Origin of the sequence: Okeania sp. KiyG1 (assembly GCF_014132355.1) — a bacterium.
Lineage (GTDB): Bacteria > Cyanobacteriota > Cyanobacteriia > Cyanobacteriales > Microcoleaceae > Okeania.
Window position 1 is genome coordinate 17,909 of record NZ_BLZO01000105.1, and the last position, 17,861, is coordinate 35,769.

The 17,861-nt window shown below is 38.1% G+C and carries 16 protein-coding genes; 10 read left to right on the forward strand and 6 right to left on the reverse strand.

The annotated features are described in order from the left end of the window. Positions 1-7: 7 nt before the first annotated feature. Positions 8-184 carry a hypothetical protein gene (locus tag SAGCYANO_RS24795; RefSeq protein ID WP_202222525.1) on the reverse strand — a complete coding sequence of 59 codons (177 nt, stop codon included), beginning with the start codon at positions 182-184 and terminating at the stop codon, positions 8-10. A gap of 113 nt (positions 185-297) precedes the next feature. Here SAGCYANO_RS24795 and SAGCYANO_RS24800 point away from each other — a divergent pair, with 113 nt between their 5' ends. The 3 genes from SAGCYANO_RS24800 to SAGCYANO_RS24810 all read left to right on the forward strand — a co-directional run bounded on the left by SAGCYANO_RS24800 (position 298) and on the right by SAGCYANO_RS24810 (position 2,143). Further along, a complete protein-coding gene (locus SAGCYANO_RS24800; protein ID WP_202222526.1) occupies positions 298-1,188 on the forward strand; it encodes an ABC transporter permease in 891 nt (296 codons plus the stop codon). Between the two features lie 128 nt (positions 1,189-1,316). Further along, a complete protein-coding gene (locus SAGCYANO_RS24805) occupies positions 1,317-1,853 on the forward strand; it encodes a hypothetical protein (protein ID WP_202222527.1) in 537 nt (178 codons plus the stop codon). 77 nt (positions 1,854-1,930) lie between these two features. Further along, positions 1,931-2,143 carry a hypothetical protein gene (locus tag SAGCYANO_RS24810; protein WP_202222528.1) on the forward strand — a complete coding sequence of 71 codons (213 nt, stop codon included), beginning with the start codon at positions 1,931-1,933 and terminating at the stop codon, positions 2,141-2,143. A gap of 91 nt (positions 2,144-2,234) precedes the next feature. On the opposite strand, the gene SAGCYANO_RS45580 is transcribed toward SAGCYANO_RS24810, so the two are convergent. The 4 genes from SAGCYANO_RS45580 to SAGCYANO_RS24825 form a co-directional block, all read right to left on the reverse strand. Beyond that, positions 2,235-2,426, reverse strand: coding sequence for a hypothetical protein (locus SAGCYANO_RS45580; protein WP_237396654.1), 192 nt, complete (start codon positions 2,424-2,426; stop codon positions 2,235-2,237). After that, complete coding sequence (locus tag SAGCYANO_RS24815) at positions 2,396-2,923, reverse strand: hypothetical protein (protein ID WP_202222529.1); 528 nt, start codon at positions 2,921-2,923, stop codon at positions 2,396-2,398. Before SAGCYANO_RS24815 ends, SAGCYANO_RS45580 begins: the two co-directional genes overlap by 31 nt. Positions 2,924-3,152: 229 nt before the next feature. After that, positions 3,153-3,296, reverse strand: a complete 144-nt coding sequence (locus SAGCYANO_RS24820) for a hypothetical protein (RefSeq protein ID WP_202222530.1) — start codon at positions 3,294-3,296, stop codon at positions 3,153-3,155. A gap of 80 nt (positions 3,297-3,376) precedes the next feature. Then, on the reverse strand, positions 3,377-7,258 hold the full coding sequence (locus tag SAGCYANO_RS24825) for an endonuclease/exonuclease/phosphatase family protein (RefSeq protein ID WP_237396655.1): 3,882 nt from the start codon (positions 7,256-7,258) through the stop codon (positions 3,377-3,379). A 1,909-nt stretch (positions 7,259-9,167) separates the two neighbouring features. Here SAGCYANO_RS24825 and SAGCYANO_RS24830 point away from each other — a divergent pair. From SAGCYANO_RS24830 to SAGCYANO_RS24855, 7 genes are all read left to right on the forward strand, one after another. Then, positions 9,168-10,217 (forward strand): Fe(3+) ABC transporter substrate-binding protein, encoded by a 1,050-nt coding sequence (locus SAGCYANO_RS24830; RefSeq protein ID WP_202222531.1) that lies wholly within the window; start codon positions 9,168-9,170, stop codon positions 10,215-10,217. Between the two features lie 365 nt (positions 10,218-10,582). Further along, a complete protein-coding gene (locus SAGCYANO_RS24835; protein WP_202222532.1) occupies positions 10,583-11,194 on the forward strand; it encodes a hypothetical protein in 612 nt (203 codons plus the stop codon). Next, on the forward strand, positions 11,191-11,319 hold the full coding sequence (locus tag SAGCYANO_RS48005; protein WP_255502691.1) for a hypothetical protein: 129 nt from the start codon (positions 11,191-11,193) through the stop codon (positions 11,317-11,319). The genes SAGCYANO_RS24835 and SAGCYANO_RS48005 overlap by 4 nt, the downstream gene beginning before the upstream one ends. Before the next feature lie 457 nt (positions 11,320-11,776). Further along, on the forward strand, positions 11,777-13,462 hold the full coding sequence (locus tag SAGCYANO_RS24840; protein ID WP_202222533.1) for a hypothetical protein: 1,686 nt from the start codon (positions 11,777-11,779) through the stop codon (positions 13,460-13,462). A gap of 294 nt (positions 13,463-13,756) precedes the next feature. After that, the gene (locus tag SAGCYANO_RS24845; RefSeq protein WP_202222534.1) at positions 13,757-15,055 is read left to right on the forward strand and encodes an RNA-guided endonuclease TnpB family protein; all 1,299 of its coding nucleotides are present in this window, start codon (positions 13,757-13,759) and stop codon (positions 15,053-15,055) included. A gap of 48 nt (positions 15,056-15,103) precedes the next feature. Then, positions 15,104-16,132, forward strand: a complete 1,029-nt coding sequence (gene hpnH, locus SAGCYANO_RS24850) for an adenosyl-hopene transferase HpnH (RefSeq protein WP_202222535.1) — start codon at positions 15,104-15,106, stop codon at positions 16,130-16,132. Between the two features lie 57 nt (positions 16,133-16,189). After that, positions 16,190-16,336, forward strand: coding sequence for a hypothetical protein (locus SAGCYANO_RS24855; RefSeq protein WP_202222536.1), 147 nt, complete (start codon positions 16,190-16,192; stop codon positions 16,334-16,336). A gap of 476 nt (positions 16,337-16,812) precedes the next feature. Here the strand turns inward: SAGCYANO_RS24855 and SAGCYANO_RS24860 are convergent, their stop codons facing one another. Continuing rightward, the gene (locus SAGCYANO_RS24860; RefSeq protein ID WP_202222537.1) at positions 16,813-17,700 is read right to left on the reverse strand and encodes a metal ABC transporter permease; all 888 of its coding nucleotides are present in this window, start codon (positions 17,698-17,700) and stop codon (positions 16,813-16,815) included. Between the last annotated feature and the right edge of the window lie 161 nt (positions 17,701-17,861).

The following is a 17,861-nucleotide window of genomic DNA, read 5'->3' on the forward strand; positions in this document are numbered from 1 at the left end:
GGATTTTTTAATAATTCTTATAGCAGTCGAAGCAATGATTAGGACAGATCAAAAACTTAAAACTCAGATAAAGCAAGACTTTTGCTTCTTCCTTCTTCCTTCTTTCTTCTTCATTTTTCCTTCTTCCTTCCCCTATTCTGCCATTTCTAAATAGCAGTGTTAAAATTACCAGTGTATTAGACAAAAGCCATTCATACGGTGGAAAAATATTAATAATAAGTTAAAAGTCTTTAACTTCCACATTACCGTATTATATTTTGTCCATACATTCTGCACTAATAATATCTAAAATCTAACATGAGTGGTACAATTACTCCTTCCCAACCAAATATTAGTCAGTTGTCTGACACTAAAACGACACCCTTAACCTCCGGTTCTGTAGTGGGAGATTTCTTCCAAGAAACTCTAGCATTAACCCGTCGGTTATTTATCCAACTAAAACGACGCCCTTCGACATTAATAGCTGGAATTATCCAACCCCTGATGTGGTTAATCCTATTTGGGGCACTTTTCCAAAATGTACCTCAAGGTTTATTTGGTGAAAGTCAAAACTATGGACAATTTCTTGGTGCTGGTATTATTGTCTTCACCGCTTTTGCTGGTGCCCTTAATGCTGGTTTGCCAGTCATGTTTGACCGAGAATTTGGCTTTCTCAACCGCCTACTGGTTGCTCCATTAACATCCCGCTTTTCTATTGTCTTAGCTTCAGCTACCTTTATTGTCACCCTGAGTTTTATTCAGTCAGCAATAATCATCGGTGCTGGTACATTTTTGGGTGCTGGATTACCAGGTACATTAGGATTAGCTACCATCGCCCTGATTGTCCTAATGTTGGTTTTGGGCGTAACTGGTTTAAGTTTGGGTCTGGCCTTTGCTTTACCGGGTCACATTGAACTTTTGGCAGTTATTTTTGTAACTAACTTACCTTTACTATTTGCTAGTACTGCTCTAGCACCTCTATCTTTTATGCCTAGTTGGTTACAGGTAGTGGCAAGTTTAAATCCTTTGACTTACGCGATCGAGCCTATTCGCTATTTGTATCTACATAGTGACTGGTCTATTGGTAGTATAATCATGGAAACACCTTTTGCTGATATTTCTTTTGGTGCAGCATTGTTGGTACTGTTGGTCTTTGATATAGTGACTTTAGTTGCAATTCAACCTTTATTACGTCGTCGGTTTGCCTAAGTTGATTTGATCGGGTGGGTCATTTCAGTTAACAGTTAACAGTTATCAGTTATCAGTACCTCTAGCTGTTTGCGCAGCATGACCTAGAAAAGCAAGAGGCTTGACATAAGCTAGTCCTGCGGAGCGTAATGATTACAGCAAAAAAGGAATACCGGGCACGGGAGCAAGATGCTCCCACTGCCTTGCCTGGTAAAAAACATTGTCGGATAATGCAGGAACATTACAATGCACCACTACCTAAAACAGTGGTATGCTATTATCTGAAGTTTCTTAAAAAAACTACGATACGACTTATGTCTACTCAACTTTTGACAAAAATCATTTTCAGCACCTTAACCACAGGAATAATAACTATATTCCTACCTCAACCATCTTTCGCTGAATCTTATGGCACTAATACAGTTAATCCTCTAAAGGATTTGCAAACCGTAGATAACCCAGACCCTTTTACTGGTTCCGGTGGGTTGAATATGTTCGACATTATTCATAACTCTAGACTGGGAAATAACCGGAATATGAAAGAGTATATGCTCGAACAACGTGACAGTATTAATGATGCAGCGACACAGTTTCGCAATAAACAGCAGCAACTTATACAACCATCACAGAATGCTGTTGGTGATACTCCTGCTTCTACCGTAGGTGAGAGTGAAGTTAATCCTTAATCGACGACATAGTATAATTATTTATTCCAGCGATCGCTCTGTTGCTCAAAATAGCAGCATGAGCGTCTTGTTTTTTTTTGATTATAGTAGAAGGAAGAAGGAAGAAGGAAGAAGGAGGAGGAAAAAATTTGGCGTTGTCTGAGTTTTACAGCGCTTTTCAAATCAATAAACCACATCGTCACGAGCAAAATATGGTAGGGACGTTACATGGAAAGTCCCTACTGTGGTCTAAGGTGCAGGAAAACTGCTGTATAGTTGAAAACTCCCTCTTCTTCCCTCCTGACTCCTGACTCCTGACTCCTGACTCCTCTTTATTGGATATCTATGAAAAAATAATATCATGTCCGTTTATATCGTTTGTGTAAACCCAAGGGTGAATATCTACAGGAAATAATGGTTTTTTTCTTGCGAGGGTAGTTTTCCTCCCTCTTCTCTCTTCCTTCTTCCTTCTTCCTTCTTCCTTCTTCCTTCTTCCTTACCTTTGCCATACAATACCGATGCTACCGGACATGATATAATGCTGCATTTTTTGATAATGATGTTTACTTTCTCTTCTTCAAAACACCACTGCAACCCGCCGCACTTAAAGCTAATAAACTGAAAACAGCAGTTGGTTCAGGTGTAGATACTGGAGATTCTTGACGTAAAGTGTATGTGATATCTCCAAAACCACCTTCTTGTCCAGGAATATCGTATGAAAATAAAGCGTCACTAGGGTCAGATAAGCCTTCTAAAAAAGAAAATTCAGCATCTGTCTCAAAATTCAATCCCAGGAAATCACCGTCAAAAAATACTACTTCAGGAAAACCATCAGCTTCGGTGTAGTTAACATCCAGAAAATCGAAACTTAGTTCTGATACATATAAAAATTCTTCACCAATTCCAGTTAATGCAGAATCATCAAATTCAAAAAATCCAGAGTATGTTTCACCTGCTAAAGAACCATCTAAATTATTAACTTCAAAATCATAAATAATTGAAGCAGCATTAACAGGATTAGCATTAATTACAGCGATGCCAAGAACTGCACTTGTAGTAACGAAAGATAACTTTTGAAAGATGTTAGTCATGGTTTTATTTAGTAAAAAGGAGCAAATGTTTGTTGGTTGGTTCAATAATTGATAATTGATAATGGATAATTGATAATTACCTCTTCCTTTTAGGGAGAGGATTGAATAAAAGGAAAAAATTTATTTTTTTCCCTTGAAAGAGGAGGCTTTAAACCTGAATTATTTAATTATTTAATTATTTAATTATTTAATTATTTAATTATTAATTCTTCGGTAAATTTAAAAGTTATTATGCACCTATAACTTCTAGACTGTGGCAGGCATAAAAATTACTTGCTTTTTCTCTATTGTGCAAAACTTTACTAGCAATAGCAAGAGCGATCGTACTGATGTCTGAAAGAAAATTTAAGACGCAGTAATTGAGCCAAATCACTCAAAGTTTGAGTTTTTTTCCATAGTCTGAAGATTCAGAGAAAGAGCGATCGCCTAAGTAAGCGATCGCCATCATATCCACTAGGTTAGTTCAGGTGGAACTATATCTGGAAAAATGAAATTTTCTGGATTATTCAATTCCGCAGGATTAACATCTTGCACTAACAAGAAAGAGCGAGCACGACCCTTGCCAGCAGTACCATCAGGATCGATAGTCACGATAGTATTTCCACGACGAGAACGGAAACCCACATAACCATCAGCAATGGGATCTACTCCAACAAAACCAACACCATCCAATACTTCAGCTAGGTCAATTTTATCGCTACCTACTTCAAAGTCAGTAATGATATCTCTTGCATCTACGATGCTAGTGTAGACAAATGTATCGTCACCACCGCCACCAGTGAGAACATCTCGATTTCGGAAACCAGTAATTCTATCATCACCATCGGTTCCAATCAAATTATCCCGACGCCGAGTACCTTCAATTACTTCTCCAGGAGTTGGTAAATTCAAACTAACAATTAATGGATCGTGGTCGCTTGCTCGCTGATTGGTTTCAGCAAATTCACTGTTCACATGAACAATGTCAAATTCAGCGCCTTCATTCAAGCGATCGCTCACCAAAATATGATCTAGAGACTGAGAATTTCCTTGGAAGATGAAACTATAACGCTCATTCTCAGGTAGTGTCTCCGTTAAGTTTGTCAGGTTTTGTTCCAGGGTATTCAGGGGAGAAACAAACTCAAACTCATTGAAATCTCCTAGCACTACAAGATTTGCATTGGAGTCAGCAGTTAGAGTATCTGCAACAAATCCCTGGACTGCGTTTGCTTGAGCTTGTCGCTCATCAAGACTACCGTTAACGCTAGTGTCTTCCTGACGAGTATCAAAAGGTTGTTCGACACCCAGAATTGGCGCACTACCTCCCTTGGAAGAGAAGTGGTTGCTAACAACACTGACTTCTTGACCATTAAACTCAAAATCGGCAACCAGTGGTAGACGAGCGCCATCGAAAGCACTACCAGAATCTTGGTCTCCAATAGTTTGAACAGAACCATCAACTAAACCAACACGATCGGGATTATACAGAAACGCAGTCCGGATATTTCCACCAGGTTGACCACCACTAGCACCATCTGTAATAAAGGTATTATCAATAAACTCGTAATCTGGACCACCAGCAGCAGCGATCGCATCGACCAAAGTCTGGAGAGTTTCGTCCGCAGCAATAGTACCATCATTGTTAGAACCGTTATTATCCTGAACTTCTTGTAGTCCAATAATATCTGGTGTATTCAGATTGTTAATAATTTGGCTAGCAATAGTGTCAAAGCGACCATTAGCAACATCTGTATCCCCATCACTATCATTGGGGTCGAGGTTGAGAACGTTGTAACTAGCAACTGTGAGTTGATCGTTTTCCGGTGTAATGTTGGTAACTTCAGCTTGAATAGTAGAACTACCAGCGGTAAATGACTGAGTGGGTTGAATTTGGAAATTACCAAAATCATAAGAAACCACCCCAGTAACATCTCCAAGTTCAGTACTGACATCAACTTGAGGTAAGTTAAAACCTGGTAAAATTCCAGTATCTTCATCAATCTGGATTTTCTCTGGGTTGAAGTCGTCAGGACTGATGTTGAGCGTACCACGATCGCTAATTCCTGTAGCACCTACACCATTATCAACAACAGTAAAGATTTCACCGAAGCGGTTTGTGGGAGCAGTTGCAACTAAATTTTGAGCAGTGACTCGCATTCCTTCTAAAGACTCGAAGAAGTCAATGCCATCGGTTGTCGGGTCAAAGCTGGCAAAAGCATCATCATCAATATTTTCCGTTGGAGGTACGCGACCACCTGAACCAATAATGACTGCATCAGGAAGAGTATTACCACTGGAAAGATTCGTGATTGTAGGACTACTAATTTGAGTAGTTGATAGGTTGCCAGTAGAAGTACCACCAGGAGTAAACTCAGAGACCGTACCATCAACTTGTAGTTCATCACCTACACTGACTCCAGGCGCTGAACCAGTGAAGACAAATATACCATCAGAGGTGGCATCATTACCATCTCCTGTTGGATCTTGTAGGTAGAAACCAATAGTATCTACTGCTGTGACAATACCTGTGGTAGTAACTGCTTGACCTTCTAAGGTGGAGGTGTGACCTGCACCTTGAATGTCGTAGATAGGAGTTAAAGTTGGTTCTTCACCGCCACCATTATCAAAAGTTCCAGCAGTAGGAGTACTATCCGCACCCAGGAAGAAGTCACTAATTACGAAGTCGCTAACTGTATCGGTATCCACTCCATCGCTGACTCGACGGGCACCAGCAGGTAAAAATGGACCATCTGGACCGATAACAGGAGCATCAAAGAAGAAAGTATCTCCTGCATCACCATCCGTAAGAGCAACAGTATCGAGAACAACTTCAGTACCTGTAACAGAAGTACCAGAAATACTACTGGTTTCAACTAAAGCAAAAGTCGAGCTACTATTTTCTAGGAAGTTACTGCTGATATCAAAATTCGGAGTAACTGCATAGTTATTTGCTAAACCTATGGGGTTTCCAATTAAGAAAAACCCATTGTCGCCGATAGTATAGGTTGAGTCAAAGTCAATTCGAGCATCAATTGTGCCAATTGCAGACCCACTATCTCCTTCAACACCAATAATACTTAAGCCATCCAATGATGTACCAGGTGTGCCAAATATTTCGATAAATTCAGTGTCGTCTCTTCCAGTATGGCTAACGTATACTTCATTGATGACTGGGTTGGAGGCGCTACTACCAACACTAGGGTTGATAGTTCCAAAGGTATCAGTACCAATGGTGGGGTCAGTATCAAAAATGGCTGGAGTCACGTCAGTCCCATTAATATCAAAAACCTCACCATCATCTGGGTCATTGATGGCATAAAGGTCTCCTACACTACCATCCCGGAATATCAGTCTTGGTTCATCACCTGTAAAGGTAAAGTCTGTTCCACCGAGGTCTGTACCATACAGGAAAGCTTCATCACCTGTTGTATCAGGTACGCCGATCGCATCAAAAACTGTACCAAAAGTTGATAGGTCATCTGCTACGCCATCATTGTTAGTGTCAATGTCAGTAGAGGTATCTCCTGTAAACTCAGACAAAAGCGCTACTGTAAATGAAGGGTTTTCTATATCATTAATACTGAAACTCAACAAACCATTAGCATCGAAAGTACCTGAAACCGACTCAAAACTATTGATGTCTCCTGGATTTGCGTTACCAGGGTCGCCCTCAATACTAACAATTACACCATCAAAGGAATCTCCTGGAGTCCCACTGAGTTCAAAGGTTGTCTGAGCAGGATCGGTGCCTGTGGGATTGGGTTGGAATTCGCTAATTAAAGGGGTTGTTCCTCCACCACCACCAATTGTGAAAGCATCTGTAGGCATTGTTTGTCTATTGCCATTGTCTCCAGACCAATTAGAGTTATCGCTAATAGCAGCTAATAATTCTGCTTGTGTTCCAGAAGTAATACCTGTATAAATGGCGTTATCAATTTCGTCTAAAGCTACTGCTGTTTCACCATTAACTAAACCTGTGGGTAGAGCGGAAGTATTGGAACTGGTGGAGTTGGACTGCCATACTCCAGGGTTGCCTTCACTATTGAGGGCGTAAATAAAGGTGGGGTTACTACTATCCCCTTGATAAGCAATAATTTGGTCGCCACTAGCTGAGAATAAAATACTACTGATGGTAGGATTAATTATTGTTCCAGCAGTAATATCTGTTGGTGCTGTCCAAGTAAAAGTGCCTTCAGTAGCTCTGAAGGTACCATCAGCTTGCCAACCGTTATCGGTAAAATTAATTTCTGTACCTGCACCAATATCTACTAATGGTGTAAAAGCAAATTCGTCAGGGTTATCAAAGTTAAAGCCAATAATGGCTATATCTCCTGATGATAATGTTGTTGCAGTCATTTTTATTTCCTAATTAATTTAGCGATCGGTTAATTTATTTGACTAATTAGTGCCGCTACGCGGAAGTCAAAAGTCAAAAGTCAAAAGTTAAAAGTATTGATTGGTAAGGCTTTTAAGATTTTGTAACTGGTTAGTTATTTCTGCCATCCTGCATTAGTATTGGTTTGATAGTTCCCAGTAATTTTTTTTATCAAAATAATTGGGTCTAAAACCCCGCCTTTTAAGGCAAAATATTTTTGGATGGGGGCTCAAATCCACGTTATATCATGTCCGGTTAAACAGTGATAAATAAATAACTACGGAGGAGTCAGGAGTCAACCCACCCTCGTCCCTCCTCCCAGGAGGGGAAGTCAGGAGTCAGCAGGAAAGAGGGAAGAAAGAAGAAGAACTGGAGTTGAAGGAGAAAGTTTTTATAACTAATTATCCGGACATGATATTACCGAATAATTAAGATTTAAAGCCTCTCCTTTAAAGGAAAAACAATGAATTAATTTTCCTTTTATTCAATCCTCTTCCTTTTAGGGAGAGGTAATTATCAATTATCAATTATCAATTATCAATTATCAATTATTGAAAAAAATAGCTTCTGACTTCGTTAAATGTGAGTCATATCACAGACAAAATCAAGGGATTATCGGCGAGCAGATGCTCAACTTCCGGGTAATTTATTACTTCTTAATCAATCTAAACAAATGTCATCTAATGTTGGGTTAAATCTAAGTTAAAAACTCAATATCTTTGTTAAAACTTTATATTACCTATCAGTTTTGTGAAGATTCTGTGAAGTCAATCAATTTTTCACCACAAAAGTTTAATCCCACATTCCGCACTTTAATTTGTAACATGAAAGTTGGTATAAAATTCGTAGCTTGCTTAAGTATTTATACTATATAAATTATCTTCATTTACCTCGATTAAGAGTTAAATATTAAGTATTTTTATTTACTAAATCGTTGACTCCTAATTAACCACTATAATTTTCTTCTTAATGCATGACTTTTGACTTATATTTTACCAAAAATGAGGTCCAAAGCCTCCCCTTTAAGGGGATGAAAAAGCGGTTGAGGGATGGCGAGGTCCCCTCGCCATATCCAATCAACCAAGACAGCGGTCGTTAGCGCAGCTTCCCGAAGGGTGGGATGGCGAGGAAACCTGCGCCATATCCAATCGACCAAGAGAATATTCAATTCAGTATTTTCAAGCCTCCGGCTTTAGTGGTCGGTACTGATAACTGATAACTGATAACTGATAACTGAAATGACCCACATTCCGCACTTCAATTTGTAACATGAAAATTAGTATAAAACCCGTAGCTTGCTGAGGTATTTATATAGTAAAAATTATCTTCATTTACCTTGATCGGGAGTCAAATTCTCAGTTAAATATGGCAGCATAAATACTTACTGAATCCTTGACTCCTATTGACTACTATAATTTTCTTCTTACTTCTTACTTCTTACTTCTTACTTCTTACTTTTGACTTTTGACTTTTGACTTTTGACTTTTGACTTATATTGTTTTGTCATGCGGAATGTAGATTGATTATGTCACTTCAAATTAGACATTTGTCGAAAAAACCAGACTACTTTCTATAAAATTTCTCAATATAGAAAGATAAATTAATAACTACTTGACAAATATATTTAATTATGAGATAAAAAAGTTTGTGAGTAAAACTTCAATAGTGTCTGGAAACAATTTATCAATTTTGATAGTCACTACTTGTTACAGATAAAATCAGGTCAAATTATTGCAGACTTTCGAGAGTAGAGTCTGATTTTCTATCAATTAATTCCCATAAAAGATTAAAATTATCAAGAATTAATTGCAATATAATTACAATTCATCTACCAGAATTAGGTGATTAGCTATACCTACTTACCCCTAAAAAACAAGGAGAAAATGGAAAATGAAAATTACTAGACGTATATTTTTAGCAACAGGCACAGCAATGGCGAGTGTAGCGATCGCCGAACTGGGCAAAAGCAACCGAGGATTAGCCCAAAGTGATGCCATAAATCTCTATTCTTCTCGCCATTACGACACTGACCAAGCTCTCTACGACAGTTTCACCAAAAAAACTGGCCTCAAAGTAAACCTAATAGAAGGCAAAGGAGATGAGTTAATCGAACGTATCAAAAGCGAAGGTGCTAACAGCCCTGCAGATGTTTTTATTACAGTAGATGCAGGTCGTTTAGGGCGAGCCGAAGAAGCAGGAATTTTGCAACCCATTTCTTCATCTACTCTCAACAATAAAATTCCAGCCAACCTCCGCAGTCCCGAAAACCTATGGTTCGGTTTCTCCAAACGAGCAAGGGTAATAGTTTATAACAAAGACAAAGTTCAACCATCTAAGCTATCAACCTATGAAGACTTAGCCACAGATAATTGGAAAGGCAAAATTCTGATTCGTTCCTCCAATAACATTTATAATCAATCCCTAATAGCATCTTTAATTGAAGTTCATGGAATGTCAGACACAGAAAATTGGGCAAAAGGCTTAGTTAGCAACTTTGCCAGACCCCCAGAAGGAAATGATACTGCTCAAATAAAAGGTGTTGCTGCAGGTATCGGCGATATTGGTATTGCTAATAGTTACTATGTAGGTCGTTTAGCAAAATCTGACAAAGCAGAAGACAAAGCAGTTGTTCAGAAAATAGGAATGTTTTTCCCTAACCAAAATGGTCGCGGTACTCACATTAATATTAGTGGTGGTGGTGTAGTTAAAACTGCCCCTAATAAAGAGGGTGCAATTAAGTTTCTCGAACATTTGGCCAGCCCAGAAGCTCAAAAAATCTTCTCTGAGGGTAACAATGAATATCCTGTAGTTGAAGGTGTACCTATTCCTAGCGTGTTGACAACCTATGGTAACTTCAAGAGCGATGCTGTAAATGTTGCTATTTATGGCAAATTGAATGCCGAAGCGATTAAATTAATGGATCGTGTAGGCTGGAAATAGTAGCGATAATATCATGTCCGGTTGAATACTTATATCATGTCCGGTTGAATACTTATTATTAAAATAGTAGGGGAGCGGGGAGTAGGGGAGTAGGGGAGTAGGGAACCCACCCTCGCCCCTCCTCCCTGGAGGGGAAAATAGAAAGATTTACTGTTTAAGCACTCATGATAAGTTTTTTCCAGATCGCTCTTATCCGGACATGATATTACACTTTGGGGAAAGGAAGGCAGCTATGCTGAGGGCAGCTATGCTGTTTGCGTAGCATGACCTAGGAAAGGGTTTATGACAATTTTGACCTAATTCTATGCACAAACGATGCTACCGGACATGATATGATAACTGATAACTGTTAACTGTTAACTGAAATGACTCGTCAGCCATTACTTGATCCTAATCGTTCTTATACTTTCAGCAATTATTTTGAGTTGGGATTTACGGTAGATGATTTGGTTGCTGAATTTGGTTATTCATTTGAGCGAAAATTCCTCGCTTTACCACAATATTCTGATGAATTAGACCGAATTACTGATTTAAAGGAGCGCATTGAGGAGATATTACCTTATGTAGATTTAGAGAATGAGGCTACCCGTAGGGAAATGCTCATTGCGCCCATTATCTCAGATTTAATTCATTATTCCCACGCTAAGTTAAGAATAGAATATTCCATTCAAGTTGACAACAGATTGCAAGGAAAATTAGATTACTTGTTACGTTCGACAACGAATTTGATTGTTATTGAAGCTAAACAAGCAGATATTAATCGAGGTTTTACTCAATTAGCAACGGAAATGATAGCCCTCGATCGATGGATCGATTCCCCACAAACTGAAATATTAGGAGCTATAACTACTGGTAATATTTGGCAGTTTGGTGTTTTAGATCGTCAAGCAAAATCTATCTGTGAAGGAATCAATCTTTACCGTGTTACCGAGGAATTGGAAGTCATAATCAGGATTTTATTAGCTAGACTTGTTTGAATGGATGGGTTGTTTGGCATTTATACAAGCTTTGTTCCATGAAAGTTGCGATCGCGAAAAACAGACGTTCTATTGAATATGAACTTAAAAATTTAGGTGGTGGTGTACAAGCAGTGATCTCCTAAAGAAAGTCAAGTAATTAAGGAAAGACTATCTCTTTGAAACTAAGAATTTAAGGTACTTTCTGTTCCCATATCCCAGCTCTGGTGTTCCCTATGTCTACCCTAGATCGTTACATCTACAGGACTACCAAAATTTAATAGTTCAAATCCTTTCTTTCTCCTTGCCTCCTGACTCCTGAGTTCTGACTCCCATCTAATATCAAATCCGGTTGAATACTTATTAGAGTTGTTGGGGGAGTAGGGGAGATTTAAGGCTGGAAGTATAGTTATAAACATATACTATATAACCAGATTTTATATAAAAAAAGCAAAAACAGATTATAATAGTATATCTCATAATTCCTGAGAAGCTTGGTAAAAAAATGTTGCGTAAATGGTTTTTTATTGCTATATATATAGTTATTGAGTTTTTCTATTTTCCCCTTTAATAGGTAAATTTATCAACTTAACGAGGTAAAAAATGATTGACGACTTAAATTTTACTTTTACGCAGATTCAACCAGGCTTGACCATAAGTGGAATTGTAGCTGGTTTCGTAGACAATGGAGAAGACTTTACCCTAAATTTTAGCGGTGGTAGCGCTACTGTAGACACCTCACCTTTGAACGCTAATCAATTAGGCTTAAATATCGGGGAGCCTGTAAATGTCTTAGTTGCTGAATTTGACGGCCTCGAAATTGATACTACATTTATCACTAGACCAGATAATTCAATTATTTTAGGCAGTCAAACTAGCCCGGTCCCACCGCCCCCACCGCCGCCACCGCCCACACAACCGTTCCCACCGCCCCCACCGCCCCCACAAGCGGCATTAGACCCCATTACAGGAGGAATAGCTAATCCCCCTTCCCCAGCATCTAACCCTGTTATCCCTCCCCAAGGAAATCCGATTTTTGGTACGGTGGTAGGGATAGTTGATAATGATGAATTTCTCCTACAGGATGCTAACGGTACTCAAATCTTAGTGGATACAAATTTACCAAATAATCAATTCTTAAGTTTAGTACCAGGAGAACAACTAAATGTAGTGGGAATCTTTGATGATAATGATTTTGAGGCTTTCTCTGTCACCCGTCCAGACGGTTCCCCTGTGTTTATCGCTCCTCCAGCAAATCAACTTTTCGGTACGGTGGTAGGGATAGTTGACAACGATGAATTTCTCCTACAGGATGCTAACGGTACTCAAATCTTAGTGGATACAGATTTACCAAATAGTCAATTCTTAAGTTTAGTACCAGGGGAACAAGTAAATGTAGTGGGAAACTTTGATGATGATGATTTTGATGCTTTCTCTGTTACTCGTCTAGATGGTTCACCTGTGTTTACTAATACACCTGTATTGCCTCCACCTCCAGTTAACCCTGTATTGCCTCCACCTCCAGTTAACCCTGTATTGCCTCCACCTCCAGTTAACCCTGTATTGCCTCCACCTCCAGCATTTAACCCTGTTATCTCTCCCCAAGGAAATCCGATTTTCGGTACAGTGGTAGGGATAGTTGACAATGATGAGTTTCTCCTACAGGATGCTAACGGTACTCAAATCTTAGTGGATACAGAACTGCCAGATAATCAATTCTTAAATTTAGTACCAGGGGAACAAGTAAATGTAGTGGGAATTTTTGATGGTGATGATTTTGATGCTTTCTCTGTTACTCGTCCAGATGGTTCACCTGTGTTTACTAATACACCTGTATTGCCCCCACCTCCAGCTCCAAACCCTGTATTGCCTCCACCTCCAGCTCCAAACCCTGTATTGCCTCCACCTCCAGCATCTAACCCCGTTATCCCTCCCCAAGGAAATCCGATTTTCGGTACAGTAGTAGGGATAGTTGATAATGATGAATTTCTCCTACAGGATGCTAACGGTACTCAAATCTTAGTGGATACAGAACTGCCAGATAATCAATTCTTAAATTTAGTACCAGGAGAACAAGTAAATGTAGTGGGCATTTTTGATGATGATGATTTTGATGCTTTCTCTGTTACTCGTCCAGATGGTTCTGTTGTCTTTAGCAATACACCTGCATTGCCACCACCACCTCCAGCATTTAACCCTGTTACCCCTCCCCAAGGAAACCCTTTCGGTACAGTGGTAGGGATAGTTGATGATGACGATGACGATGATGACGATGATGATGATAACTAATAGAAAAAAAAAGCCGTCCTAAAAGGACGGGGCTTTAGGCCCAAAATTCCTGGTAAAAATAAATAGATTACTTACCTAAATAACACGGGAGCATGAAAGCCATCGTCTTTTAAGCGATGGATGAAAGGTGAGGAGTCGGATTTTAAGGAGATGTATTTTATTTTACCGAAGAGCCACGTTGAAGGCCCCCGTGTTTTAACCGGGGGATGGAAACAACCGAGTCGTTTAGACTAGATAATTAAAGTGGTCTTGTGCTATTATTAACCACAATAAATTTTCCAGCCCCTGTTTGAAATGTACAGTTGTCAGCAAGTTTTAGTAGGTAAAAATCCCGCTCTTATTGCTATTTTAACATTCTTGTGTGAACAGTCTCACAAGCTCACTAACATGGGAATATATTATGGTCGGCAATTATATTTTAAGTCTCACAAAACTCTGGGCAAGTTTGACTTGGAAAAAGTTTATAAGCACAACTATCATTACAAAGTTTTATATTCTCAAGCAGCACAACAAATATTGAGAACTGTAGCTGAATCATTTCGCTCTTATTATGGTCTAATGAAAGCCTACAATGAAGGTAAAATCTCAGACAGACCAAGGATTCCTAACTACAGAAAAAAAGGGGGAATGGCTACAGTTAGTTACCCCAAACAAGCATTAAAGCTTAAAGATAATCAAATTAGAGTACCACTAGGTAATACCTGTAAGCGCTGGTTTGGTCTAGATTGTTTTTATATTCCTATGCCGAGTAATCTCGAATTTTTATCTATTAAAGAACTGAGAATATTACCGAGGAACAAATGTTTTTATTGGGAATTTGTCTATGAAAAAGAAATAGTAGTTAAACCTCAATTAAACCAAGACAATGTATTAGGAATAGACCATGGTGTAAATAATTGGTTGACCTGTGTATCCAATGTAGGTACGAGTTTAATTGTAGATGGGAAAAAGATAAAATCAATGAATCGTTGGTACAATAAACAAGTATCAACCATTAAAGAAAATCGACCTCAAGGATTTTGGTCAAATAAACTAGCTGCCATTACAGAAAAGCGTAACCGTCAAATTCGTGACGGTATTAATAAAGCAGCCAGAATAGTCATTAATCATTGTTTAAAAAAATCTATTGGTACAATTGTTTTTGGTTGGAATAAAGGTCAGAAAAATCAAATAGAATTAGGAAAGAAAAGTAATTCTGAGTTTGTACCAATTCCTACAGCTAGATTGAAAAAAAGAATAGCTCAATTATGTGATGAGTATGGGATTATATTTATAGAAACAGAAGAAAGCTATACAAGTATTGCTTCGTTTTTAGATGGTGACAATCTGCCTATTTATGGTGAGAAACCCAATGATTGGAAACCATCAGGAAAAAGAATCAAGCGTGGTTTGTATAGAACAGGTAATAATTGGTTAATTAATGCAGACTGTAATGGGGCTGCAAATATCATCACAAAAGTAAGCAGAAAGCTAAAGTTAAACTTAAGCCGACTGTGTAGGGGCACTTTGACTTGTCCCCAGAGAATATATCTTTGGTCAGCTAAGAAAAAACGAAGCAACATGGATTTATCCTGTTGCGTAGTATCAACTTAGAATCCCCGTGACTTAAGTCCGGGGAGCAGTCAAATTAAGAGGTTATTCATGGCAATTCAACTCCAACAAGCTCTAGAAGTAGGAAAATATCTCCTGACTCAACGTCTCAAAGGGCGTAAACGTTTTCCCCTAGTTTTAATGCTGGAACCTTTATTCAGATGTAATTTAGCCTGTCCTGGTTGTGGAAAAATTCAGCATCCGAAGGAAATACTTAAGCAAAACCTCACACCTCAAGAATGTTTTGCTGCTGTAGAAGAATGTGGCGCTCCTGTGGTTTCTATTCCCGGAGGCGAACCTTTATTGCATCCACAAATTGCTGAAATTGTGCAGGGGTTAGTCCAGCGGCAAAAATTTGTTTATTTATGCACTAATGGTTTGTTACTTGAAAAGAATATAGATAAATTTAAACCTTCTCCTTATCTAACTTTTAGCATTCATCTTGATGGTTTAGAAGCAACTCATGATCAATGTGTTGACCGACAAGGAGTGTTTGAAATAGCAGTTAAAGCAATTCGCGCTGCTAAAGCAAAAGGATTTCGAGTTACTACTAATACTACTGTATTTGAGGGAACAGACCCGAAACAAATGCAGGAATTTTTTGATTTTTTGGAAAGTTTAAATATTGATGGGATGATGATTTCTCCTGGTTATAGTTATGAGTGGGCACCAGACCAGGAACATTTTCTGAAGCGTCAACAAACAAAGTTATTATTCCGAGAAATTCTTGCTCCTTTTAAAGCTGGTAAAAAGAATTGGAATTTTAACCATAATCCTTTATTTTTAGATTTTTTGATGGGAGAAAAAGATAAAGATTATGATTGTACTCCCTGGGGTAGTCCTAGTTATAGTGTGCTTGGTTGGCAAAAACCTTGTTATTTAATGAATGAAGGATATTATGCTACTTTTAAAGAACTTTTAGAAGAAACTAATTGGGATAATTATGGTTATAAAAGTGGGAATCCTAAATGTGCTGATTGTATGGTTCATTGTGGTTATGAACCGACAGCAGCCATGGCAGCAATGGAGTTAGAAAATATTCCTCAAGTTTTGGGTTCTTTATTGAAAATTGGCGGTTAAATAAGAGGTAAGGAAGAGGGAAGAGGGAAGAAGGAAGAAGGAGTAAATATTGATAAAATGGCAAGTGGGAAGTTGAGTTTTTTTCTCTTTCTACTTGTTGGTAAATATACTGATATAGTAATGGTAGATGGGTATGAACAACTCCTAGCAAGGGAGCAAGATGCTCCCACTACTACCAAATTGATAAATGTTTGCTACAAATAGCTAGGATATTTCTTAGGAGTCAACCCACCCCCGCCCCTCCCAACCCACCCTAACCCCTCCCAGGAGGAGGGGAAGTCAGGAGGACAGAGTCAGAATTAATGGCTTTAATACCAGTTTTTAGGTCGTAAATTCTCTTTTTGATCAAAGGGATATATTCTTTAAAGTCTTTTAATTACACTTATTATTCGTAACATTCTTTTTCAAATTGGTATACCATTTCACTTGATTAAAATAATTACAATAGACCACAACCAATTTGTTTAACATCTTCTATTTCTAGAAAAATTCCTATTTCTACTTTTTGTTAAAAACCAAATGCTTGTGATTAAATTTTTCAACTCCCGCCAGATTAAATCATAACTATAAATTGCGCTCTGGGTTGAGTAAAAATTCCCTGAATAGAGCTGAATAAAAAAGCCACTATAAATCATCCAATTAATCTCTTGAATTAAGATGAAAACCTGATATTTTCAACTTTACTTAATCAAATTTTTCAACTCCCGCCAAATAGAAGGTTGACTAGAAGTTGATGCTGGATGAGTTAAAATTCCCTGAGTGGGACTGAACAAAAAAGCTAATATAAATAACCCAAATGATACTAATACAATGGCTGGACCTGATGGTAAATTATAGAAGTAGCTAATATACATTCCACTAATACTAGATAAAACTCCTATTCCTACTCCTAAAATCATTACTTCGTGTAGCTGTTTTACTAACAGATAAGCTGTAGCTGCTGGTGTAATTAATAAAGACAAAACTAACACCACACCTACGGATTTAAGACTGGCTACAATTGTCAAACCAATTAACATCATTAGCCCTAGGTTTAATAAATTTACAGGTAAACCTACTGCTTGAGCGCCGAGGGGGTCAAATGTGTAAAATAATAGTTCTTTATACAGCAATACTACTACTAATAAAACAATTACAGCGATAATTAATGTATCTCTCACATCCCCAATAGTTACGCCGAGAATATTGCCGAATAAAAAATGATTTAGGTCAATTTTATTATCTTTCTGAATAATTGTAATTAATGTGATTCCTAGTGCAAAGAAAGCAGAAAAAACTATCCCCATTGCTGCATCTTCTTTGATTGGCGATCGCGTCCTAATTAAATTAATTAAAATAGTACTAATTACTCCGCTGATAAATGCTCCAATAAAAATATTTGCCCCTACTAAAAAAGCAACAGCTAATCCCGGCAATACTGAATGACTAATGGCATCTCCTAACAGAGCTAATCTTTGTACCATTAAATAACTACCTACTACCGCACAAATAATTCCGACTATTATCGCGACTAAGAGCGATCGCTGCATAAAACTATATTGTAATGGCTCTAGTAATGTTTCTAACATTAGTGTCAATTTTCCTTTTTTGTCTGTTTGATTATTTTGATTTTATTGCATAATAGAAAAATTGTAACAACTGGGAATTACTTTAAGCGATCGCTTTTAGGAGAAACGAGTATTGTTTGTTTAGATAACGGTAAAGATAAGCGAACAACAATAACCTTTGC